This window comes from Zarconia sp. (assembly GCF_057467645.1).
The window spans coordinates 1-16,911 of record NZ_JBRJXU010000171.1 but is presented as its reverse complement, the minus strand read 5'-3'; the positions used below and the strand labels follow the sequence as shown (position 1 = coordinate 16,911).

Here is a 16,911-nt window from a genome sequence, read left to right as displayed (position 1 = left end):
AGAAAAGGAGGATAAGGGAGAATTAATTTTGAATATTCTCCCCCTTCCTCCTTTTTTGAAGATGCCTGTTAAACAATTGTCAATTGTCCATTGTCAATTGTCTATTCTCCTAGAGCCTCAAGCTACCTGCTCGATCTCGATTTCCGCCTCTGAATTCTCAACTTGCTGCTGGGCTTGGGCTGCCAAATAAGCTTCGAGTTGAGCGGTAATTTGATCCCGCACGATTTGGCGGTACTCATAGAAATGCTCGATGTAAGCGCAAACCGTGATGTAAGAATCCACTAAGGAGGGATGGCGGCGGAAAATCTTATACAAATTAATCCAGAACTTGACCCGCGTTTTGCGAACGACCCCCTGCCGCCAGAGGATAATCAACAGGGCGCGAATCGATTCCCAACTGGGTCGGCTTTCCCCTTTGTGGCGGGGAATGCCCAGCTTCATAAAATGGCGGAAGGTGCGTTCGAGGTATTGCAGGGGATCGTAAAGATTCCAAAACGCATCGATATACTCGCGGGCGATATCTTCGATGGGGCGAGTGGGGACGAAGTTCATCAACGTGGTTTGATTGATATTTCCTCCCTCGTTCACCATGCGACCTTCTTTTTCCAAGCGATTCCACAAGGCCGTATTGGGCAGTGCTTGCAACATACTAAACATGGCGAGGGGAATCGCTGCTTTTTCCACAAATTGAGCTACGCGATTGCCTGCCCCCGGTTTCTCACCATCGAAGCCCATGATGAACCCAGCGGTCACCCGCAGACCCGCCTCCACGATCGCATCAACCGACTCACTGAGGGAATCGCGGGTATTTTGGAACTTCTTCGTCAGGGCCAAACTGTCTTCATCGGGGGTTTCGATCCCCAAAAAGACGACGGTGAAATGACACTCGACCATTAAATCCATCAATTCCGGATCTTGGGCCAAATCCACCGAGGCTTCCGTGGTAAAGCTAAAGGGATATTTTTTTTCGGCCATCCAACCCTTCAACTCCCGCAGCAAAAGCTTGACGTTCCGCTTGTTGCCGATGAAGTTGTCATCCACCATAAACACGCTGCCGCGCCAACCGAGTTCGTACAGCCGTTCGAGTTCGGCAATCAGTTGTTCGGGGGTTTTGGTGCGAGGCTTGCGACCGTAGAGGACGATGATATCGCAGAACTCGCACTGGAAGGGACAGCCACGCGAGAACTGAATCGACATGTTGTCGTAAGCGCTAAATTCGAGCAAATCGTAGCGCGGGATGGGGGTGTCGGTAACGGCTGGCTTATCGCTGGCTCTAAAAACGCCGCTGGTTTCTCCCCGTTCGAGGGCTTCGACGAACATCGGTAGGGTGATTTCCCCTTCATCAAGCACCAAATAGTCTGCTTCTTTGACTTCCGCTGGTAGAGAGGTGGCATAGGGACCGCCGACGGCAACGGGTTTGCCCCGACGCTGGGCTTCTCGGATTAGGTCGAGCATATCGTCTTTCTGAACGATCATCCCCGATAGAATCACCAACTCCGCCCAGTTCCATTCCTCTTCCGTCACAGTGCGAATGTTGCGATCGACGAGTTTGAACTCCCACTCCTGAGGCAAAATAGCAGCGACCGTGACTAAGCCGAGGGGGGGTAACAGGGCTTTGCGATCCACGAGTGCTAGAGCCTTCTCAAACGACCAGAAACTCTTTGGAAACAAGGGATATAACAATAAAACCCGCATGGATATCTTAATGCCTCACACTGGATGGATCGATGCATGTAAACCCCTAAAGCTTAGCGCGTTCGCGCCCGTTTTTAACGGAGGACAATCTTAAAAGTGTCCATCGTGCTCAAACCATCGGTCAATGGCTCTGGGGCGATCGCCCTTTTCATTAAAGGTCATGGGGAATGGGGAATGGGGGAAGACGCGGTGACACGGTGACGCGGGGACACGCAGAGAGGATATGGCAGTCGCCATATCGGTTAGGTCAAAATTGACTGTGGGCTTTGGGGGCATCGGAGGCTTCGTGGGCAGGGGGGAAGACCCTTATAGCCGTATTCAGTCGCGTTAGGACATAGGTGAAAGTGAGCAGGGGGAGCAGGGGAAGCAGGGGGAGAAAGATGCGCTTTGTGAACTCGGGACTCAGGCTGTCCTAACCTAACTGAATACAGCGATATAGCGCTACGCGCTTAGGTTAGGACGTTCAGAAAAATTGCCGATTACCCAGAGGGGAAGACGGAGATGAGAGTGTCTTAACGTATGTGCGTACAGCTATACAAGGGAATGCTGTTCACAATTGCTCCGATGGCTCGTCGAGTGTCAACGAAAAAGCAGGGGATTTGCTCCCCCTGCTTCCCCTGTTCCCGAAGCCCTCCTCGACCCTGGGAGAAGCAAATCCAGTGGCGACGCACCTTTGCGGTAAAATTGAGATGAAGTTACGTGTCGCTCGATCTCCAACTGGCAATTTCACAAAGCGCGAATCGGAAGGATCGCACTCATTGCTCGGGATCGAGATTTGAAGAGCATCGCCGAGCGTCGTGTCGCTCAAACATTTCTTCAATACCGTTCGCGCGTCAGGCGAACGCCGGTGGCATTCGACGAGTGGTGCGGGGTCAGGGCAATCGATCGTCCCGGTATCTAGACTCAAATCCCGATGCGAGCGTTGTCAAATCTTGGCTCTATCGATAAGATTCGGTCATGGCAATCGACGCCAAATACTCGGTGCCGTTCTAGGTAACTCAAGTTTAGACAAAACTTCGATGGAGAAAGCGACAACTCAGATGGGGTCAGCATTTTAAGTTTTCAATCCTAACGTGGAGCTGCCAACCCTCCAATCTCGTCAGGATAAGGGTTTGACGCTTCAAGCTGTTAAATTTGTCTAAACTCCAATAGGTAATTTCAGGTGGGGTAGGAGGTTCAACTCTGATGGACAAGCAACCGATGGATGTCGAAAGTGGCTTGGAATTTGCGAGCGAACTGATTTTTTCGACGACGGGCGAACCCTTGAGCAACCTAGAAATGGAAGTCTTTCGCGGGGCGTGGGAGAATCTGACCTACCAAGTTATTGCCGAACGAGTTAACTACAGCTTTAAATTTATCGAAAAAGACGTCGGTAATGGTTTGTGGCGAAAGCTCTCTGAAGGTCTCGGGGTTAAAGTGGGCAAAAAGCGCTTCAAAGCCCCACTCGAAGAAGCGTGGCGCAAACATAAGCTCGTCGAGCAAGAGCGCCAGAACCGCCCTAGTGCTGAAACAGAGACTCGAACCCGCACTAAACACAATCTACCGATTCGAGAGCCGTTTGTCGAAAGATCGGAACTGGGGAGATTGGTGGAATTGCTGTCCTATGAGAATTCTGCTCGCGCCATCGGGATCGATGGGTTAGGGGGAACGGGAAAAACGGCTCTGGCGGTGGAGGCGGCCTACCGCTGTTCCCAGATCGAGTGGGTTCCCCCCCTCGCGCCAGCCGAACCTCTCTTCGATGCAATGGTCTTCGCCTCGGCCCGACAAGAAGCGCTGCGAGCGCGGGGGATCTCCCAACGTCTCAAATGCGAGCGTACCCTACGAGATTTGTTTCGGACGATCGCCCGCATCTTACAGTGTCCCCAAATCGATCGAGCGGTGAACTTTCACGAGCAACTCGATTGGGTTCTCGATGCCCTGGCCGCTCGACGGACGTTACTGATTCTCGATAGCTTAGAATCGTTCGACGATCGCTCCCAAATCCTATCTTTCATCGACGAACTGCCGCCGACGGTCAAGGCGATCGCCACGAGTCGCTCGCAAACGCTATTGGATGTGTCGATTCGTTTGGGTCCCTTGCCCGAAACAGACGGTTTGACCCTCATTGGCGATCGCGCCGCTCAACAAGATCTCCCCCTCGAGGATGGACGATGCCAAACCCTCTACGAATACAGTAGTGGGATTCCTGCCGCGGCAATCTATGCCATCGGTCAACTGGCTCTGGGTCACGCTTTCCCAGCGGTGATGGATCGTCTGGTCGATCCCCAAGATGAAGTGGCTCGATATTGCCTGGGAAGTCTGATTGAGGCGATCCGAGGTAAACCCGCCCATAAGTTACTCCTGGCGCTGGCACTGTTTCCAAAACCGGTCGATCGCATCACCCTGGCTCGCATTGCTAACTTCAAAACCGACGGCACGATCGTTGATGCTGGCTTCGCGCGGTTGCAGCAACTGTCGGCGATCGAGTGCCAAGACGATCGATACTATCTACTGTCGCTCACCAGAGAATATGCCCTGGTGGAACTCCAAAATACGCCGAAGTTCGATCGAGATGCCCGAGAACGTTGGGTACGCTGGTGTGTTGAATTCGTTCGCCAGCACGGGGCGAAAGACCCGAAAGAGTGGTTGCCCGACGGCGCGCTGCTATCGGAATGGGAAAATTTGGTGGCAGCGATCGAATGGTGCATCGATCGAGAGCGATACGAAGATTTTCGTGAGATGTGGCGGTATCTCAAGGGATATACCCAATTTGCGGGATATTGGCCCGATCGCTTGCGCTGGATGGATTGGCTCTACAAACAAGCCAAGCGGCACAATGACTGGGATACGATGGCGACATCCCTGTTTGATAAAGGTCGGACCCTTACCTTTTTCGATCGACCTCAAGAGCATCACGAGGCGATGAAGTTATTCGAGCGAGCCTGGAAGCTTTACGAAATGCATAATATTTCCGGTCAGATCGATATCGCGTTAGATATGGCATCCCTGCAAATCGATCGCCACAATTTCGAGCGGGCGCAAGTATGGCTCGATCGGGTTCGAGACCAACTGGTGCGCGCTTCTTTGAAAGTGATGCAACGCCGCCGCTTTCAGGCGAATCTTTTGTACTACCAGGGTCAACTGTCTTTTGCTATGGGAGAGTACGAACAGGCCCAACGCTTGTATGAAAAAGTCATCGAATACGCTCGCACTATGGGTTGGAAACGGGCGATCGTCTATAGCAAGCTGTGGTTGGCCGATGTGGCGATCGCTCAAAACGATCTCGATCGGGCTGAAGCCTTTTTAAACCAGGGTTTACCGACGGTGGAAGAATATCAAGATAAACGCTGTCTGGCGTTTTGCCATCGCTCTTTTGCCCTTCTCTACAACAAGCGAGGTCGCAACGGTCAGTGCCAAACCTGGGCAGATCTGGCGATAAAAGGGTTCGATCGTCTCGGGATGACACAGGAGGTCAGCGAAATGGAGAACTTACTCGGTCAAAGTGCTTGAATCGTGAGGAGTTTTAGATTTTAAGTAAGTAGGCACTGAAAAGCTGTGTTATATTGCAATTTGTAAAACAAATCCTATTTCACCTAAAGAGAGGAGTTGAGGCTATTTACATTTAGTTACATAGGTAAAGATTTTAACGCCCACCTACTTAGCTAAGCATTCAGCTATCAGCGGTCAGCCGTCAGCTTATTACACTCCAAACGCTGAAATGGCAACAGACTCGCAGGTAAAGACGATTAACTTTATCCATCGATCGAACCCGATTAAACGAATGTTTGCGACCTTTTCATCCAAAACTAATAGCAGATCGCTAAATGCTAAATGCTTACGATTTAATTTTTTGATTGGGTGAATAATCCAATCATATAGGGTTGAATTTTATAAAAAAAAGCGGTTATAGCACTACGCAAATTAGTTAGGACATTTATAAATCCTGAAACGATCTGAGAGTCTACTGTTCCCCGTTCCCCGTTCCCTGTTCCCTAGCGCGTAGCGCTATATTTTTTAAGTGTAAACGCATAAAAAAATAAAAAAATCGAAACATTTTACAGAGTTAGCAATGTTTGGTTTTCTAGAATTTTCAGCCTTCAAAAATTACTCGATAATCAACGCTTCAATTTGGGTTAATAAATGCTCTAAAGTTTTTCGCTTGCGATCGCTTTGCCAAACTGTTGACTTTTCTAGAGTATGTTGCAGGTTCACCAGACGATAGCGAACTCGAGAAATCATCGCTGAATCGGGTAAAGAACCATTGAGTTCGCGAACTTTTAGCCGAATTTGACTCAAGGAAAGATGTTGAGCGATCGCCGTTTCTAAGAGTTTTTCCTGTTGCGGACGATCTCGGACTTTGGCAATAGCTAAGATCTTCGTATAAGCCAGTCGATTTTGACGCAAGGCATCCAGGAGCAGTGGCGGCAATTTTAGCAACGGCAGGCGATTGCGAACGAAAGAAGACCATGCCATCGTTCCCAAAGACTCAAAAATGGCATTGACGGTTTCTAAGGTCTCTTGTCCCGTAACGTTACTAGACAGGGTTTTCCGGCTTTGCTGCTTGGCGAGTCGATATAGAAGTCGCGGCACTTCTTCGACAGCCATTTCTAACTTCAAGGCCAGCAACGCTAAAATCCCTTCCGTTTCTTCGAGAAGATTGAGGTCTTCTCGTTGCAGGTTTTCCAGCAGTGCAACTTCGAGTATGTCATCGTCGGCAAGGTTGAGGACGATCGCCGGAATTTCGGGCATCCCCGCCTTCTGAGCCGCGCGAAACCGCCTCCCCCCGGCTACCAGTTCGTAGCGTCCCGAGGGGAGCAGCCGGACCAGGAGGGGTGAAAAAATACCGTGGCGGACGATGGCTTCTGCGAGTTCGTCGAGTTTGCGATCGTCGAAATACTGGCGGGGTTGATAGTCTGGCAACACGATATCGGCAATGGGCAAAACCTTAAAGTCCGATCGCTCGTATCGAATTTGCCCAGTTCGATCGCACCCTTTTTTGTCGAACTGCCTATGATCCATCGTGTCATTGCCGAATGTCGATCGAGACCTACATTTTCCCCTTTGATTTGCTCTTGATTCTTGATGACAACTAAGTTTATTGTTGCTAGATTTTTGCAAGCACCCCATCGAGCGATCGATGGCTAACAATTTCGACCCTGGGGAAGCTGCCAGCAGGTTTCGAGCCAATCGGTTAATTCTTGTCGCGAAGCGGTCATTTGCCGCATCACGCTCCAAATTTGAACGGTGGATAGAGGGCTAGAAACGTCCACCTGTAGGGGCTTATAGCATTGACACCGACAGGGAACCTCCAGAGATTGGAGGCGATGGTAAACCCACCAGCGATCGGCGCAGCCAACGGATAAGTCCAAGCTGTAGTTAGAATCGAAGTTGCTCATAAATTAGAAGTTTTAGTGACGAATGTTGGCAGATTTTGAGATTGATTCTAAATAAATCCAAGCAAGCCGATAAAATCGAGCTTCCATTTGAAATCGAGGAGTTTTTTTGGCGAAACGTTCGAGTTAGAATGAATATCTCGAGAACCCAATCGATTATTCGGTTAACTTGGCTAAAAACCACCCGCCCGGTCGTAGATAAAAGCCAGTCGAATTCATTCATTCAAAAATCGTTCACATCAAGATCATGTCTAACCAAACCCTCGTTCAATCCTTTGATGAAATTAGCGATAACGTCCTCCTTCTCGAACGGTCGGTAACGCAGCCGGTTTGCGAGGGACTCAATATTGCATTGGCCAGTTTCCAAGCCTTGTACTTGCAATATCAGAAACATCATTTCGTCGTTGAAGGTGCAGAGTTTTATTCCCTGCACGAGTTCTTTGAAGAAGGCTACGATGCCGCGAGCGGACACGTTCACGATTTGGGCGAGCGTCTCAACGGACTCGGCGGCATCCCTGCGGCCAGCTTTACCAAACTTGCCGAACTGTGCTGCTTCGAGCCGGAAGCCGATGGGGCTTACAACTGCCGCACTATGGTTGAAAACGACTTGAAAGCCGAACAAGCCATTTTGCAAGTTTTGCGCCGCAACGCCGCTCAAGCTGAATCTCTCGGCGATCGCGCCACGCGCTACCTCTACGAGCAAATTTTGCTGAAAACGGAAGAACGGGCTTATCACTTAGATCATTTCCTCGCCGGCGATACTTTAGTCACTCGCTAGTCCGATACTCAGTTGGCGAATCGCGCGCCTCTTCTGTCGAAGTAATACTTGATGAGTCAAAAATGCCAGCACGAATGGGAGCGCAGCCCAAGCACGCTTGCAAGACCCATTAGTATGAAGTAGATAAAAGACGAGCGGTATCTAGTTGAGATCGGTTAGATAGAAGCTCTGATGCTAAGCGCGGCAAATGCCCACACGCCTTGCGAAGAAACTGACCCGATCGGTCGATCTCAACACCCCGAATAAAGTTCAGATTAGAGAAGTTTTCCAATCCGGAAGGCTTCTCTTTTTTTGCATATCTCTTACATAGAGCAATATAACCTAATTGAGAAGCTATGGCAAGAAAATAGTTGCAACGGAGTAGCAAAAAAAATCGGGCAAGCAAGTTACCCGATCGATCTTAGATGTGAGGAAGATTTAAAACCCAATTGATAACCCAGTTGAGGAGCGAGGTTATCAGAAACTGAAGAGCGTCCGCACCGCACCAATGACTAATGTATCGTTATCTTCGTCGAAACCTGGGTCGGTGACGACGATAATACCGGGGGTAATCGCAATATTTTCCGAGACCTGGAATTGGTAGAATCCTTCAATGTGCAATGAAGTCACATCGTCAACGCGACCGCCCGCGCTAATGATATCATCTCGCAATGACGAACTGACCCCCCGCGTTCTCGGCTCCATACCGACGATAATCCCCGCGACGCTACCGGGCGTGCCTAAATCTGGGAATGCCAGATTGACGGCCCAGTTCCAAGACTCCAGACCACCTCGATTCACCGTACCGCCCAAGGTTGAGAGGGTTTGGGTATCGACGAAACCGACCCAACCCCCAAGCACCACTTTTTCGAGTAGCTGCCAGGAGACTTCTACGCCGTAAGCGTTTTGAATATTGGGAATCGCCTCGCCAAAAGTGTCTTCTGAGAAGGTGAGGAAGTTGGAGAGATTGCTGCCAGTCGCAGTTTCAAGGTTATAGGCATTGAGATAGGTCAAACCCACTTCCAGCCCATCCATGGGAGTTGCTGTAATTTGCCCCAAAAATCCGTAAGCCCCGTCAAATAACCCCGCCCCTTGCTCGGGATTGCCGGCATCGGCAGCCAAGTAACCGGCACTCAGGGCTACTTTATCGTTGAGTTCGTAGTATAGTCCGAGTCCTGCTTGTTCGGTGAGGTAAAAGATGGGGGCGCGAGTGCCGAAGCGAGACAGGGCCCCGAAGTTGCCGTCGCCATCGAGGTAGGGGTTGATGGTGGGGGCGAAGTCATCAGATGCTCCAGCGTTAGCAACGAGTGCCACAGTGAGTTTGTCGCCCACGGGAAACTCGTATTTGAGGGCATCAATTTCGATGTCGTTGCCGTTATCGTCGGCAAAGAATAAATCGCCTTGGAAGGTTCCGGTGGTGTCGAAGGCGTTGATGTTACTCGCTTGCAGTCGGGTGAAGAGCAAGTCCTCGCCGGTAAAGCTGGTGTTGAGTTCTAGGCGAACCCGATCGCCGAATGCCGTGACTCGATCGATATCTTGCCCGCCATCCCGTTGTCCGGCAGCGACTCCATAGGCGGCAAAAATCACGCTGCCTTCGAGTTTGGTGGTGGTGGAAAACTGGTTGGCTTCGAGTTCGGCGGTACGGGCTTCGAGGGCATCGACTCGTCCGCGCAGGGTCGCCAGTTCAGCGGCAAATTCTTCTTGCAATCGCCGAATGACGGCTAAATCTTCGGCAGTGACTTCCGCTTCCACATCCACTAAATTCAGGATTTGGTCGAGGCAAGCGTTCAAACCAGCAGCAAATTCGTAGCGGGTGGTGGCTTGGTTGCCGCGATAGGTTCCGTCGGGGTATCCGGCGATACAACCGTAGCGTTCCACGAGAGATTGTAGGGCTTGGAACGCCCAGTCTGTGGGCTGTACGTCGGACAGCTGGGAGATGGAGGTGACTTGCTCGATCGTATCGAGGGTTTCTAATTCTGCAGCCCCCGGAATGCGATCGGTGCCGATGGTATCGTACTCGATGACCCGATCGATGGAAATCGGTTCGTTGGTGGCGGGTTCCGATGTGGCAGTTTGGGCGATCGCTCCCGATGCAGCGGCGATCGAGGTGATACCTGCAATTCCCGAACTGAATTTAAGCACAATCGGGAATTTTTTAAATTTTCTTTTTGACATTAGATTTTACTCCTCGACACGAAAATTAAACGTACTCATTCATCGGAGAGCAATCGAGATTTCCCCTTATCGACTCACAGTATTTCACTATTGAAATTAAAAGTCAATTAAAGGATCGATTTCTGACGATCGGGATGTTTCCGGGGGTCAAGGCGGCAAAATGAATGCGATTGCCTGATGAATGACAGAAGCTCTCTCCCCATCAGCCACTTTTCCATATGGGGAGTTGCTATATTGCTCGCAAAACTCCCCGAGGGTAACCACTGAATCCATGGATGGCAATCCACGAGTTGTCGAGCAATATGTAGCGAAATATTAATTCACGACCTACCGCACGAACGGCAATTAGCACTCGAATAGACTTCTCCAGAAATTTACCTCAAACCCTGATTCTGTATAGGTTCTGTCATCAGTTAGCCGTACATCTTTGGCTAAGCCTGATTTCTGGCTGGGCGAACGAGCGATCGCCCGGCTAGTGCTGCTACGCATAATTAAATACGCATAATTAAAAATGCGTCTTGATAAGTTGAACGGGACGGGGACCGACACCGCTCGCGATGCACGCAAAATGGGCACATTAAAAATGCTTACTGTGTATAGCTTTCAACAGCTGAAAGCTAGGTAGTTATTTCTGCCGCATTGCACTAGTACACGAGGGCGGGAATTCACCCAGCATTAGTTCCGACGGATACACTACAAGCGGGACACTCGATTAGAGAAATGGTAGTTAAACTCCCGCAGCCTTGTACTAGCTAGAATCTTTGTCCTGAAAAGCGTCTAGATCTAACTGAGGACACGCCCCAGCCAAAAACCGAGCTTTCGCGCCTATGTCTAATAACAAGCGACGGTCAAAGTGTGATGGCGAAGTTCGTGCAAGGTGCCATGAACGGGCAATGACAACGTTATTTGCTGGGCGCGTTGCCATGAAGACGAAATATTGAAGACGAAATATTTACCATTATCTGTACCTCGCAGATATATTGAGAACTTGGATATGCATTGGCGGGCATTCTGACTGAGGAGGAATTTGGAGCTTCTAGATTTTGAACTTTATAAAAAATAAAAAGCAACCTTCAAAACGTTTTGAAGCTTTCTCCAATACAGCTGCGGGACAGCGGCAGATTCACACTGCTCTTTCCCCGTTTCCTCTAGCGGCTGATTTCCACTAGAACCAATGACCCGCGTAGCATATCATATGTTTTGAGACCATCGCAATGTATAGCAGTCGCCAGTTCACTTCAGACAACAGTCAGACCATGGTGTAATCTTGCCCGAGTCTGTGCCTCCGAAACCTCCGAAGCTCCCCCGGCCCGCGTGAGCCCATATTCACAAGTGTCCTCATGAATATGGTCTTGGAGATCGAAGCGGCGAGCGTCTCCTTCCCGCTCTCCTGAGTATTAAGAACTTTTGCGAAGACCCGCCTTCATGGGTAACGATTTAGACTAGGATATTAATTCTGAGGATAACGTACCGTAGGGCATACGGAAACGTTAGGACTCGCTCCTAGTAACGCTTGGGGAGAAGATACCTCTTGCCGGAAAGCCCAAACGCTTTCTTTGGTCAAAAAGTATCTTCGTCGAGCCAAGAATCCCCCACGATCGATGTGGGGGAGTGTCAATCTGCTCTTCTCTGCACGACATGGACTACCATGCTCAATCCGAATCTGGAAGACATCCAGCTAACTAAAGACGAATACGAACGCTACTCCCGCCACCTGATTCTGCCGGAAGTCGGACTTGACGGGCAAAAGCGTCTCAAAGCGGCCAAAGTACTGTGTATTGGAACTGGGGGTTTGGGTTCGCCGTTGCTGCTGTATCTCGCGGCAGCCGGTGTGGGAACCATCGGGATCGTCGATTTTGATATCGTCGATCGATCGAACCTGCAACGCCAGATTATTCACGGCACCTCTTGGGTGGACAAGCCCAAAATTGAATCGGCCAAGAACCGCATCCTGGAAATCAATCCCGCCTGTCAGGTGAACCTGCACCAAACCCGCCTGATGTCGGATAATGCCCTGGAGATTATTGCAGCCTACGATATCGTCGTGGACGGAACGGATAATTTCCCCACTCGATATCTGGTGAACGATGCCTGCGTTTTGCTCGATAAGCCCAACGTCTACGGTTCGATTTTCCGATTTGAAGGACAGGCGACGGTCTTCAACTACGAAGGCGGACCCAACTATCGCGACCTGTACCCGGAACCCCCACCACCGGGAATGGTTCCCTCCTGCGCCGAAGGCGGCGTTTTGGGGGTACTGTGCGGGATTATCGGCACGATTCAAGCCACCGAAACCGTAAAAATCATTTTGGGACAGGGTAATACCCTCAGCGGTCGGTTGATGCTCTACAACGCCCTCGATATGCAGTTCCGAGAGTTGAAGCTGCGACCGAATCCCGAACGTCCCGTCATCGAAAAACTGATCGATTACGAACAGTTCTGCGGCATCCCGCAAGCCAAAGCCGAAGAGGAGAAGCAGAAAATGGCACTACCGGAAATGACCGTCACCGAACTCAAGCAGTTGATGGATAGCGGTGCGGATGATTTCGTCCTGATTGACGTGCGCAATCCCAACGAATACGAGATTGCCAAAATTGAGGGGTCCGTCCTGGTTCCTCTGCCGGATATCGAACGGGGAGATGGAGTTGAGAAGGTGAAAGAACTGCTCAACGGTCATCGCCTTATCGCTCATTGCAAGATGGGTGGGCGATCGGCTAAAGCCCTCGGCATTCTCAAAGAAGCTGGCATCGACGGAACGAACGTCAAAGGCGGTATTACTGCTTGGAGTCAAGAGGTCGATCCTTCTATCCCAACGTACTAAGTCACGCTGGGCGTGCAACGGCGTACAACTGAGTACTCCACCACATTGGTTGTAACGAATCGGAGTCGCGTCCCCGTACCGACTCCGATTTTGTTTGGGGTATAGCTATCGCAGTCTTTCTTCCCCGACCCCCGTTTCCTCCGAAGCCTCCGATGCTCACCTCAACCAGAATTAGAAATATAGCAGTTCGCGCCCTTTTCATTACAGATTTTCAGTCATGGGGAACACCGGAACGGGGAACGGGGAATGGGGAATGGAAAAAATCGATTTTTTCAAGAGTGTAAATAAACTAGCGCGAAGCGCTATCTTTGACCGAACTACCCCGATTCGATGCAAAACCCCTCTCCTCGTATTGGAAGAGAGGGGTAAATGTGAGAAACATACGAGCGAGTCGCTCTATACTGTACTAGGAAAGCCCGTGACTGGAAGATGTGCTAACTTACTTGACAACGATTTTGCCAACCATGCCTGCACCGCGATGGGGTTCGCACCAGTAGGTATATTCTCCAGGCTCGTTGAATGTTGACTCGAAGGATTGACCGGGAGAAAAAGTCAGAGTCTTGTGGTTGTACTCTGCATTTTTTTCGAAAACAACGTTGTGAGGAGCGAGCTTGTTGTTGACCCACTTTACCGTATCGCCAGCAGAAATTGTGACTGCTTTGGGTTGAAAGGCGAGCATACCATTGTCCGCACCCATTTTGACGGTAGTCGTTGCGGCGGAGGCAGAGGAAACACCGATCGCAAAGGTGCTAGCGAACAGGACGATCGCGCAGACGGCCAAGCCGATCGTTTTGGAAACCAAAGATTTTAGATTCATCTTATGTTGGGACGTTTACGTAGTTTGACGCTGTGTCATATTTTACCGCGAATGACCGACATTTATTGCCCAAATCGAACCGAGATCGCGACATAAATGCATCGGAGTGCCGATCTTCAGGTATCCTGAGCGTGACCGATCGGAGGAAATACCGCAAATGCGAGGGGTCGATCGCCCTGAAGCTGGCAATTTTGAAGCCGGGCAATTTATTACCACCGAACCCCTCACCCAAAGTGGCTATTCGGGGGAAAAGCAAGTGTGGGAAGCCGTATGCCGGACGTTTGCGACTCGCCCCTGTCTCGGTTACTGGCGATATCCGATTTTTGCCCTCGGGTCGGGCGTTCGCAAAGAACCGGATATCCTGATCGCCGATCGAGAACTGGGGCTGATGGTTATCGAAGTCAAATCGATCGCTATCGATTGCATTCGCTCGATCTCCGGGCATCAGTGGCAGTTCCAAAACTTCTACACCACCCACGGCAATCCCTACCAGCAAGGAGAAAGCCAACTGTACGCCTTGCTCGACTATTGCGATGGAGAACCCCTGCTCGCCAGACATGTGAGGGCGCGGGCGATAGTTGCTCTGCCGCAAATTACCCGATCCCAGTGGCAAGAGCGAGGTTTCCATCGGCTGCCGACCTCTCCTCCCATTCTATTTCGCGAGTGCTTCGCAGGGGACGATCGAGCTCAATATTCCCCCTCCGTCTCCCTTCTCGAGGCCATCGAACGCGCGCCTCTCCTGCGCCAAGGCACTCCCCTAGACAACGAACGATGGCAATTGCTCCTGGCGGTGTTGGCAGGTACGCCCCTCTATCGCCGGCGATCGCGTCGGGTACTCGCCCCCGGTCGGAGTCGGGCTTTGATTCTAGCCCAGGCGCGAGAACGGTTGAATCCACTGGATTTGCAGCAAGAACGCATCGGCAAAGAAATTCCACCGGGACCTCAACGGATTCGGGGGATTGCAGGGTCGGGAAAGACGGTGCTGTTATGCCAGAAGGCGGCGCAAATGCATTTGAAGCATCCCGACTGGGAGATCGCGATCGTCTTTTTTACTCGAGCGCTTTACGAACCGATCGTCGAGTTGCTCGATCGCTGGCTGCAACGTTTCAGTGGAGGCGAACTCGGCTACGATCGCCCTAACCCCAAACTGCGAGTTCTCAATGCATGGGGGAGTCGGAATCGACCGGGATTGTACGGTCTGTTGTGCGAGGCGACGGGGGTGGGGCGGTTAGCGGTGAACGATTTGAAGGGGCTACCGCCCAATGTCGCTCTGGCCAAAGCCTGTTGCCAGTTGCTGGAAAAAACAGCCATTCCCCAAATTTTTAACGCCATTCTCATCGATGAGGCCCAAGATTTGATGGTGGACGATCGCCATCGATTTGGAGACAAGCAGCCCTTTTACTGGATGGCTTATCAAGCCCTCAAACCTGCAAACCCAGAAAATCCCCAGGAACATCCTCAAGAAGATCCCCCTCTCAGACGGTTGATTTGGGCCGATGATGAAGCTCAATGTTTAGAAAGCGCGAACAGTCCCACCGCCGGGGCGTTATTCGGGTCCCAATGGAGCAATTTGGTAACGGGGCAGTATCCGGGAGGCATTCGGAAAAGCGAGGTGATGGGACGGGGCTACCGAACTCCCGCCCCAATTTTGATGACCGCCCACGCCTTGGGTATGGGGTTGTTGCGATCGGGGGGAATGCTGCGGGGGATGACGCAACGGCAAGATTGGCAGGCGATCGGCTATGAAGTCTGCGGGCGCTTTGCCACGGGAGAACCGGTGACGCTGTACCGATCGCATTCTACCCATCCCATCCCCGAGCTATGGCGGTCTCCGGTTATCGAGTTCGAGACTTATCGATCGCGCCAGGAGGAATTGACGGCTTTAGCGGAGTGCATTTGGCACAACTTAAAATACGATGGCTTGCGCCCCAGTCGAGAGATTTTGGTGGTGGTTGTCGGGTCGGGGTACGAAGTGGCTCGGTTAGAGGTTCAAGTGGCTCGATTTTTGATGGCGCGGGGGATCGATATTTTTATTCCCACGATGCCCGATTGTAACGTGCTGCCCTCTGGAGAACAACGGCGCGATCGCCAGCGATTTTGGTGCGTGGGAGGGGTAACGGTGTCTCGCATTCACCGGGCAAAGGGGCACGAAGCGGATATGGTTTACGTGGTGGGGGTCGATCGGGTGGCGATCGATGAGAGTAATACGACCCTGCGCAATCAGCTTTTTGTGGCTCTGACGCGATCGCGGGGTTGGGTGCGCGGAAGTGGTATTGGCGACTATCCGCTGTACGAGGAGTTCGCTCGGGCGATCGCTGGGGGGGAGCGTTTGACGTTTACGGTCAAGGGATTGCCCGAGCGGGAAATGACCGTTACCCCGATCGGGGAGTTGCTCCGACGGTACGCACCAGGACGGGAGACTCTGGCGGGAGCGGATTTGACGGGGGCGATCCTAACGGGAATCGATCTGCGCGGGGTGGATTTGCTGCAAACTCAACTGGTACGGTCGGATTTGCAGGGGGCCATTTTGGATGGAGCAATTTTGGCGATCGCCAATCTAACCGGTGCGAATTTGGCCCGCAGCAGTTTGAAAAAGGCGAAGTTGGTGGGGGCAATTCTGGTCGATGCCGATTTGACGGGAGCCAATCTTGCCGGTGCGAATCTTAGTGGGGCGGATTTGACCGGGGCGACGCTGCGAGATGCGAACCTTGACGGTGCGAACTGGGTGGATGCGATTTTGCCCGATGGCCGGGTGGGAGAGGATCGCGAACATCCATAACGTCACTTCGGGATAACAGTTTCCGGTGAGGATGGGGTGTGGGGTGTGGGGTGTGGGGTGTAGGGGGAATGGAATCTCATAGAACTGTCTCCGTTGACAAATTTTCTCCAATGTGGAGAGCAATCTTTCCACATATGACCCGAATCCACCTCACCGCACCACCTCTGGACAATCCTTAACCCGAACTCACGTTCCATAGCGATCGCGAGGGAGAGCAGGGAAGGCCGGGGAAGAACGCGAGCCGTGAATTTTTTGACGGTCATTCAAGCGAATCCGATCCGACAGAGATTGAGGGAAGTTTGGTCATATCAAGTTCGGATGATTCGTTGCAATTAGGCGCGATTGCTAAAATTTTTCTCGAATTCTCCCGGTCGGCGTTCCCTTGCTAGGTCGGCGTTCCCTTGCGTAGGCGCGCCGACGCGGGGTCCGACCTCTTGCGAAGGGGCTGTCTCCTGGGGTGTCCCCAGGAGTTTATACGCCCCGTCCGACGCGGGG

At 51.6% G+C, this 16,911-nt stretch carries 9 protein-coding genes and 1 riboswitch; of the genes, 4 read left to right on the top strand and 5 right to left on the bottom strand.

Annotation, left to right across the window (positions count from 1 at the left end):
• Nucleotides 1-117 precede the first annotated feature (117 nt).
• Nucleotides 118-1,695, bottom strand: a complete 1,578-nt coding sequence (locus AC2215_RS25505; protein ID WP_486812845.1) for a B12-binding domain-containing radical SAM protein — start codon at nt 1,693-1,695, stop codon at nt 118-120.
• 1,185 nt (nt 1,696-2,880) lie between these two features.
• Between AC2215_RS25505 and AC2215_RS25500 the strand changes: the two genes are divergently transcribed.
• Nucleotides 2,881-5,184 (top strand): helix-turn-helix domain-containing protein, encoded by a 2,304-nt coding sequence (locus AC2215_RS25500; protein WP_486812844.1) that lies wholly within the window; start codon nt 2,881-2,883, stop codon nt 5,182-5,184.
• A gap of 594 nt (nt 5,185-5,778) precedes the next feature.
• Here AC2215_RS25500 and AC2215_RS25495 read toward each other — a convergent pair.
• Together AC2215_RS25495 and AC2215_RS25490 are read right to left on the bottom strand one after the other, a co-directional pair.
• Nucleotides 5,779-6,693 (bottom strand): ParB/RepB/Spo0J family partition protein, encoded by a 915-nt coding sequence (locus AC2215_RS25495; RefSeq protein ID WP_486812843.1) that lies wholly within the window; start codon nt 6,691-6,693, stop codon nt 5,779-5,781.
• 122 nt (nt 6,694-6,815) lie between these two features.
• Nucleotides 6,816-7,070 carry an Asr1405/Asl0597 family protein gene (locus AC2215_RS25490; RefSeq protein ID WP_486812842.1) on the bottom strand — a complete coding sequence of 85 codons (255 nt, stop codon included), beginning with the start codon at nt 7,068-7,070 and terminating at the stop codon, nt 6,816-6,818.
• Between the two features lie 244 nt (nt 7,071-7,314).
• Here AC2215_RS25490 and dpsA point away from each other — a divergent pair, with 244 nt between their 5' ends.
• A complete protein-coding gene (dpsA, locus tag AC2215_RS25485) occupies nt 7,315-7,845 on the top strand; it encodes a DNA starvation/stress protection protein DpsA (protein ID WP_486812841.1) in 531 nt (176 codons plus the stop codon).
• 456 nt (nt 7,846-8,301) lie between these two features.
• Here the strand turns inward: dpsA and AC2215_RS25480 are convergent, their stop codons facing one another.
• A complete protein-coding gene (locus AC2215_RS25480; RefSeq protein ID WP_486812840.1) occupies nt 8,302-9,966 on the bottom strand; it encodes an iron uptake porin in 1,665 nt (554 codons plus the stop codon).
• Nucleotides 9,967-10,983: 1,017 nt separating this feature from the next.
• Nucleotides 10,984-11,190: riboswitch (cobalamin riboswitch) on the bottom strand.
• 457 nt (nt 11,191-11,647) lie between these two features.
• Between AC2215_RS25480 and moeB the strand changes: the two genes are divergently transcribed.
• Complete coding sequence (gene moeB / locus AC2215_RS25475) at nt 11,648-12,820, top strand: molybdopterin-synthase adenylyltransferase MoeB (protein WP_486812839.1); 1,173 nt, start codon at nt 11,648-11,650, stop codon at nt 12,818-12,820.
• A gap of 439 nt (nt 12,821-13,259) precedes the next feature.
• On the opposite strand, the gene petE is transcribed toward moeB, so the two are convergent.
• Complete coding sequence (petE, locus tag AC2215_RS25470) at nt 13,260-13,637, bottom strand: plastocyanin (RefSeq protein WP_486812838.1); 378 nt, start codon at nt 13,635-13,637, stop codon at nt 13,260-13,262.
• 157 nt (nt 13,638-13,794) lie between these two features.
• Here petE and AC2215_RS25465 point away from each other — a divergent pair, with 157 nt between their 5' ends.
• Entirely contained in the window at nt 13,795-16,416 is a 2,622-nt protein-coding gene (locus AC2215_RS25465; protein WP_486812837.1) for a pentapeptide repeat-containing protein, read from the top strand.
• Nucleotides 16,417-16,911 lie beyond the last annotated feature (495 nt).

Coding starts and splice junctions, on each gene's coding strand:
- AC2215_RS25505 (WP_486812845.1), bottom strand. CDS start 1,695: ATGCGGGTTTTATTGTTATATCCCTTGTTTCCAAAGAGTTTCTGGTCG.
- AC2215_RS25500 (WP_486812844.1), top strand. CDS start 2,881: ATGGACAAGCAACCGATGGATGTCGAAAGTGGCTTGGAATTTGCGAGC.
- AC2215_RS25495 (WP_486812843.1), bottom strand. CDS start 6,693: ATGGATCATAGGCAGTTCGACAAAAAAGGGTGCGATCGAACTGGGCAA.
- AC2215_RS25490 (WP_486812842.1), bottom strand. CDS start 7,070: ATGAGCAACTTCGATTCTAACTACAGCTTGGACTTATCCGTTGGCTGC.
- dpsA (WP_486812841.1), top strand. CDS start 7,315: ATGTCTAACCAAACCCTCGTTCAATCCTTTGATGAAATTAGCGATAAC.
- moeB (WP_486812839.1), top strand. CDS start 11,648: ATGCTCAATCCGAATCTGGAAGACATCCAGCTAACTAAAGACGAATAC.
- petE (WP_486812838.1), bottom strand. CDS start 13,637: ATGAATCTAAAATCTTTGGTTTCCAAAACGATCGGCTTGGCCGTCTGC.
- AC2215_RS25465 (WP_486812837.1), top strand. CDS start 13,795: ATGCGAGGGGTCGATCGCCCTGAAGCTGGCAATTTTGAAGCCGGGCAA.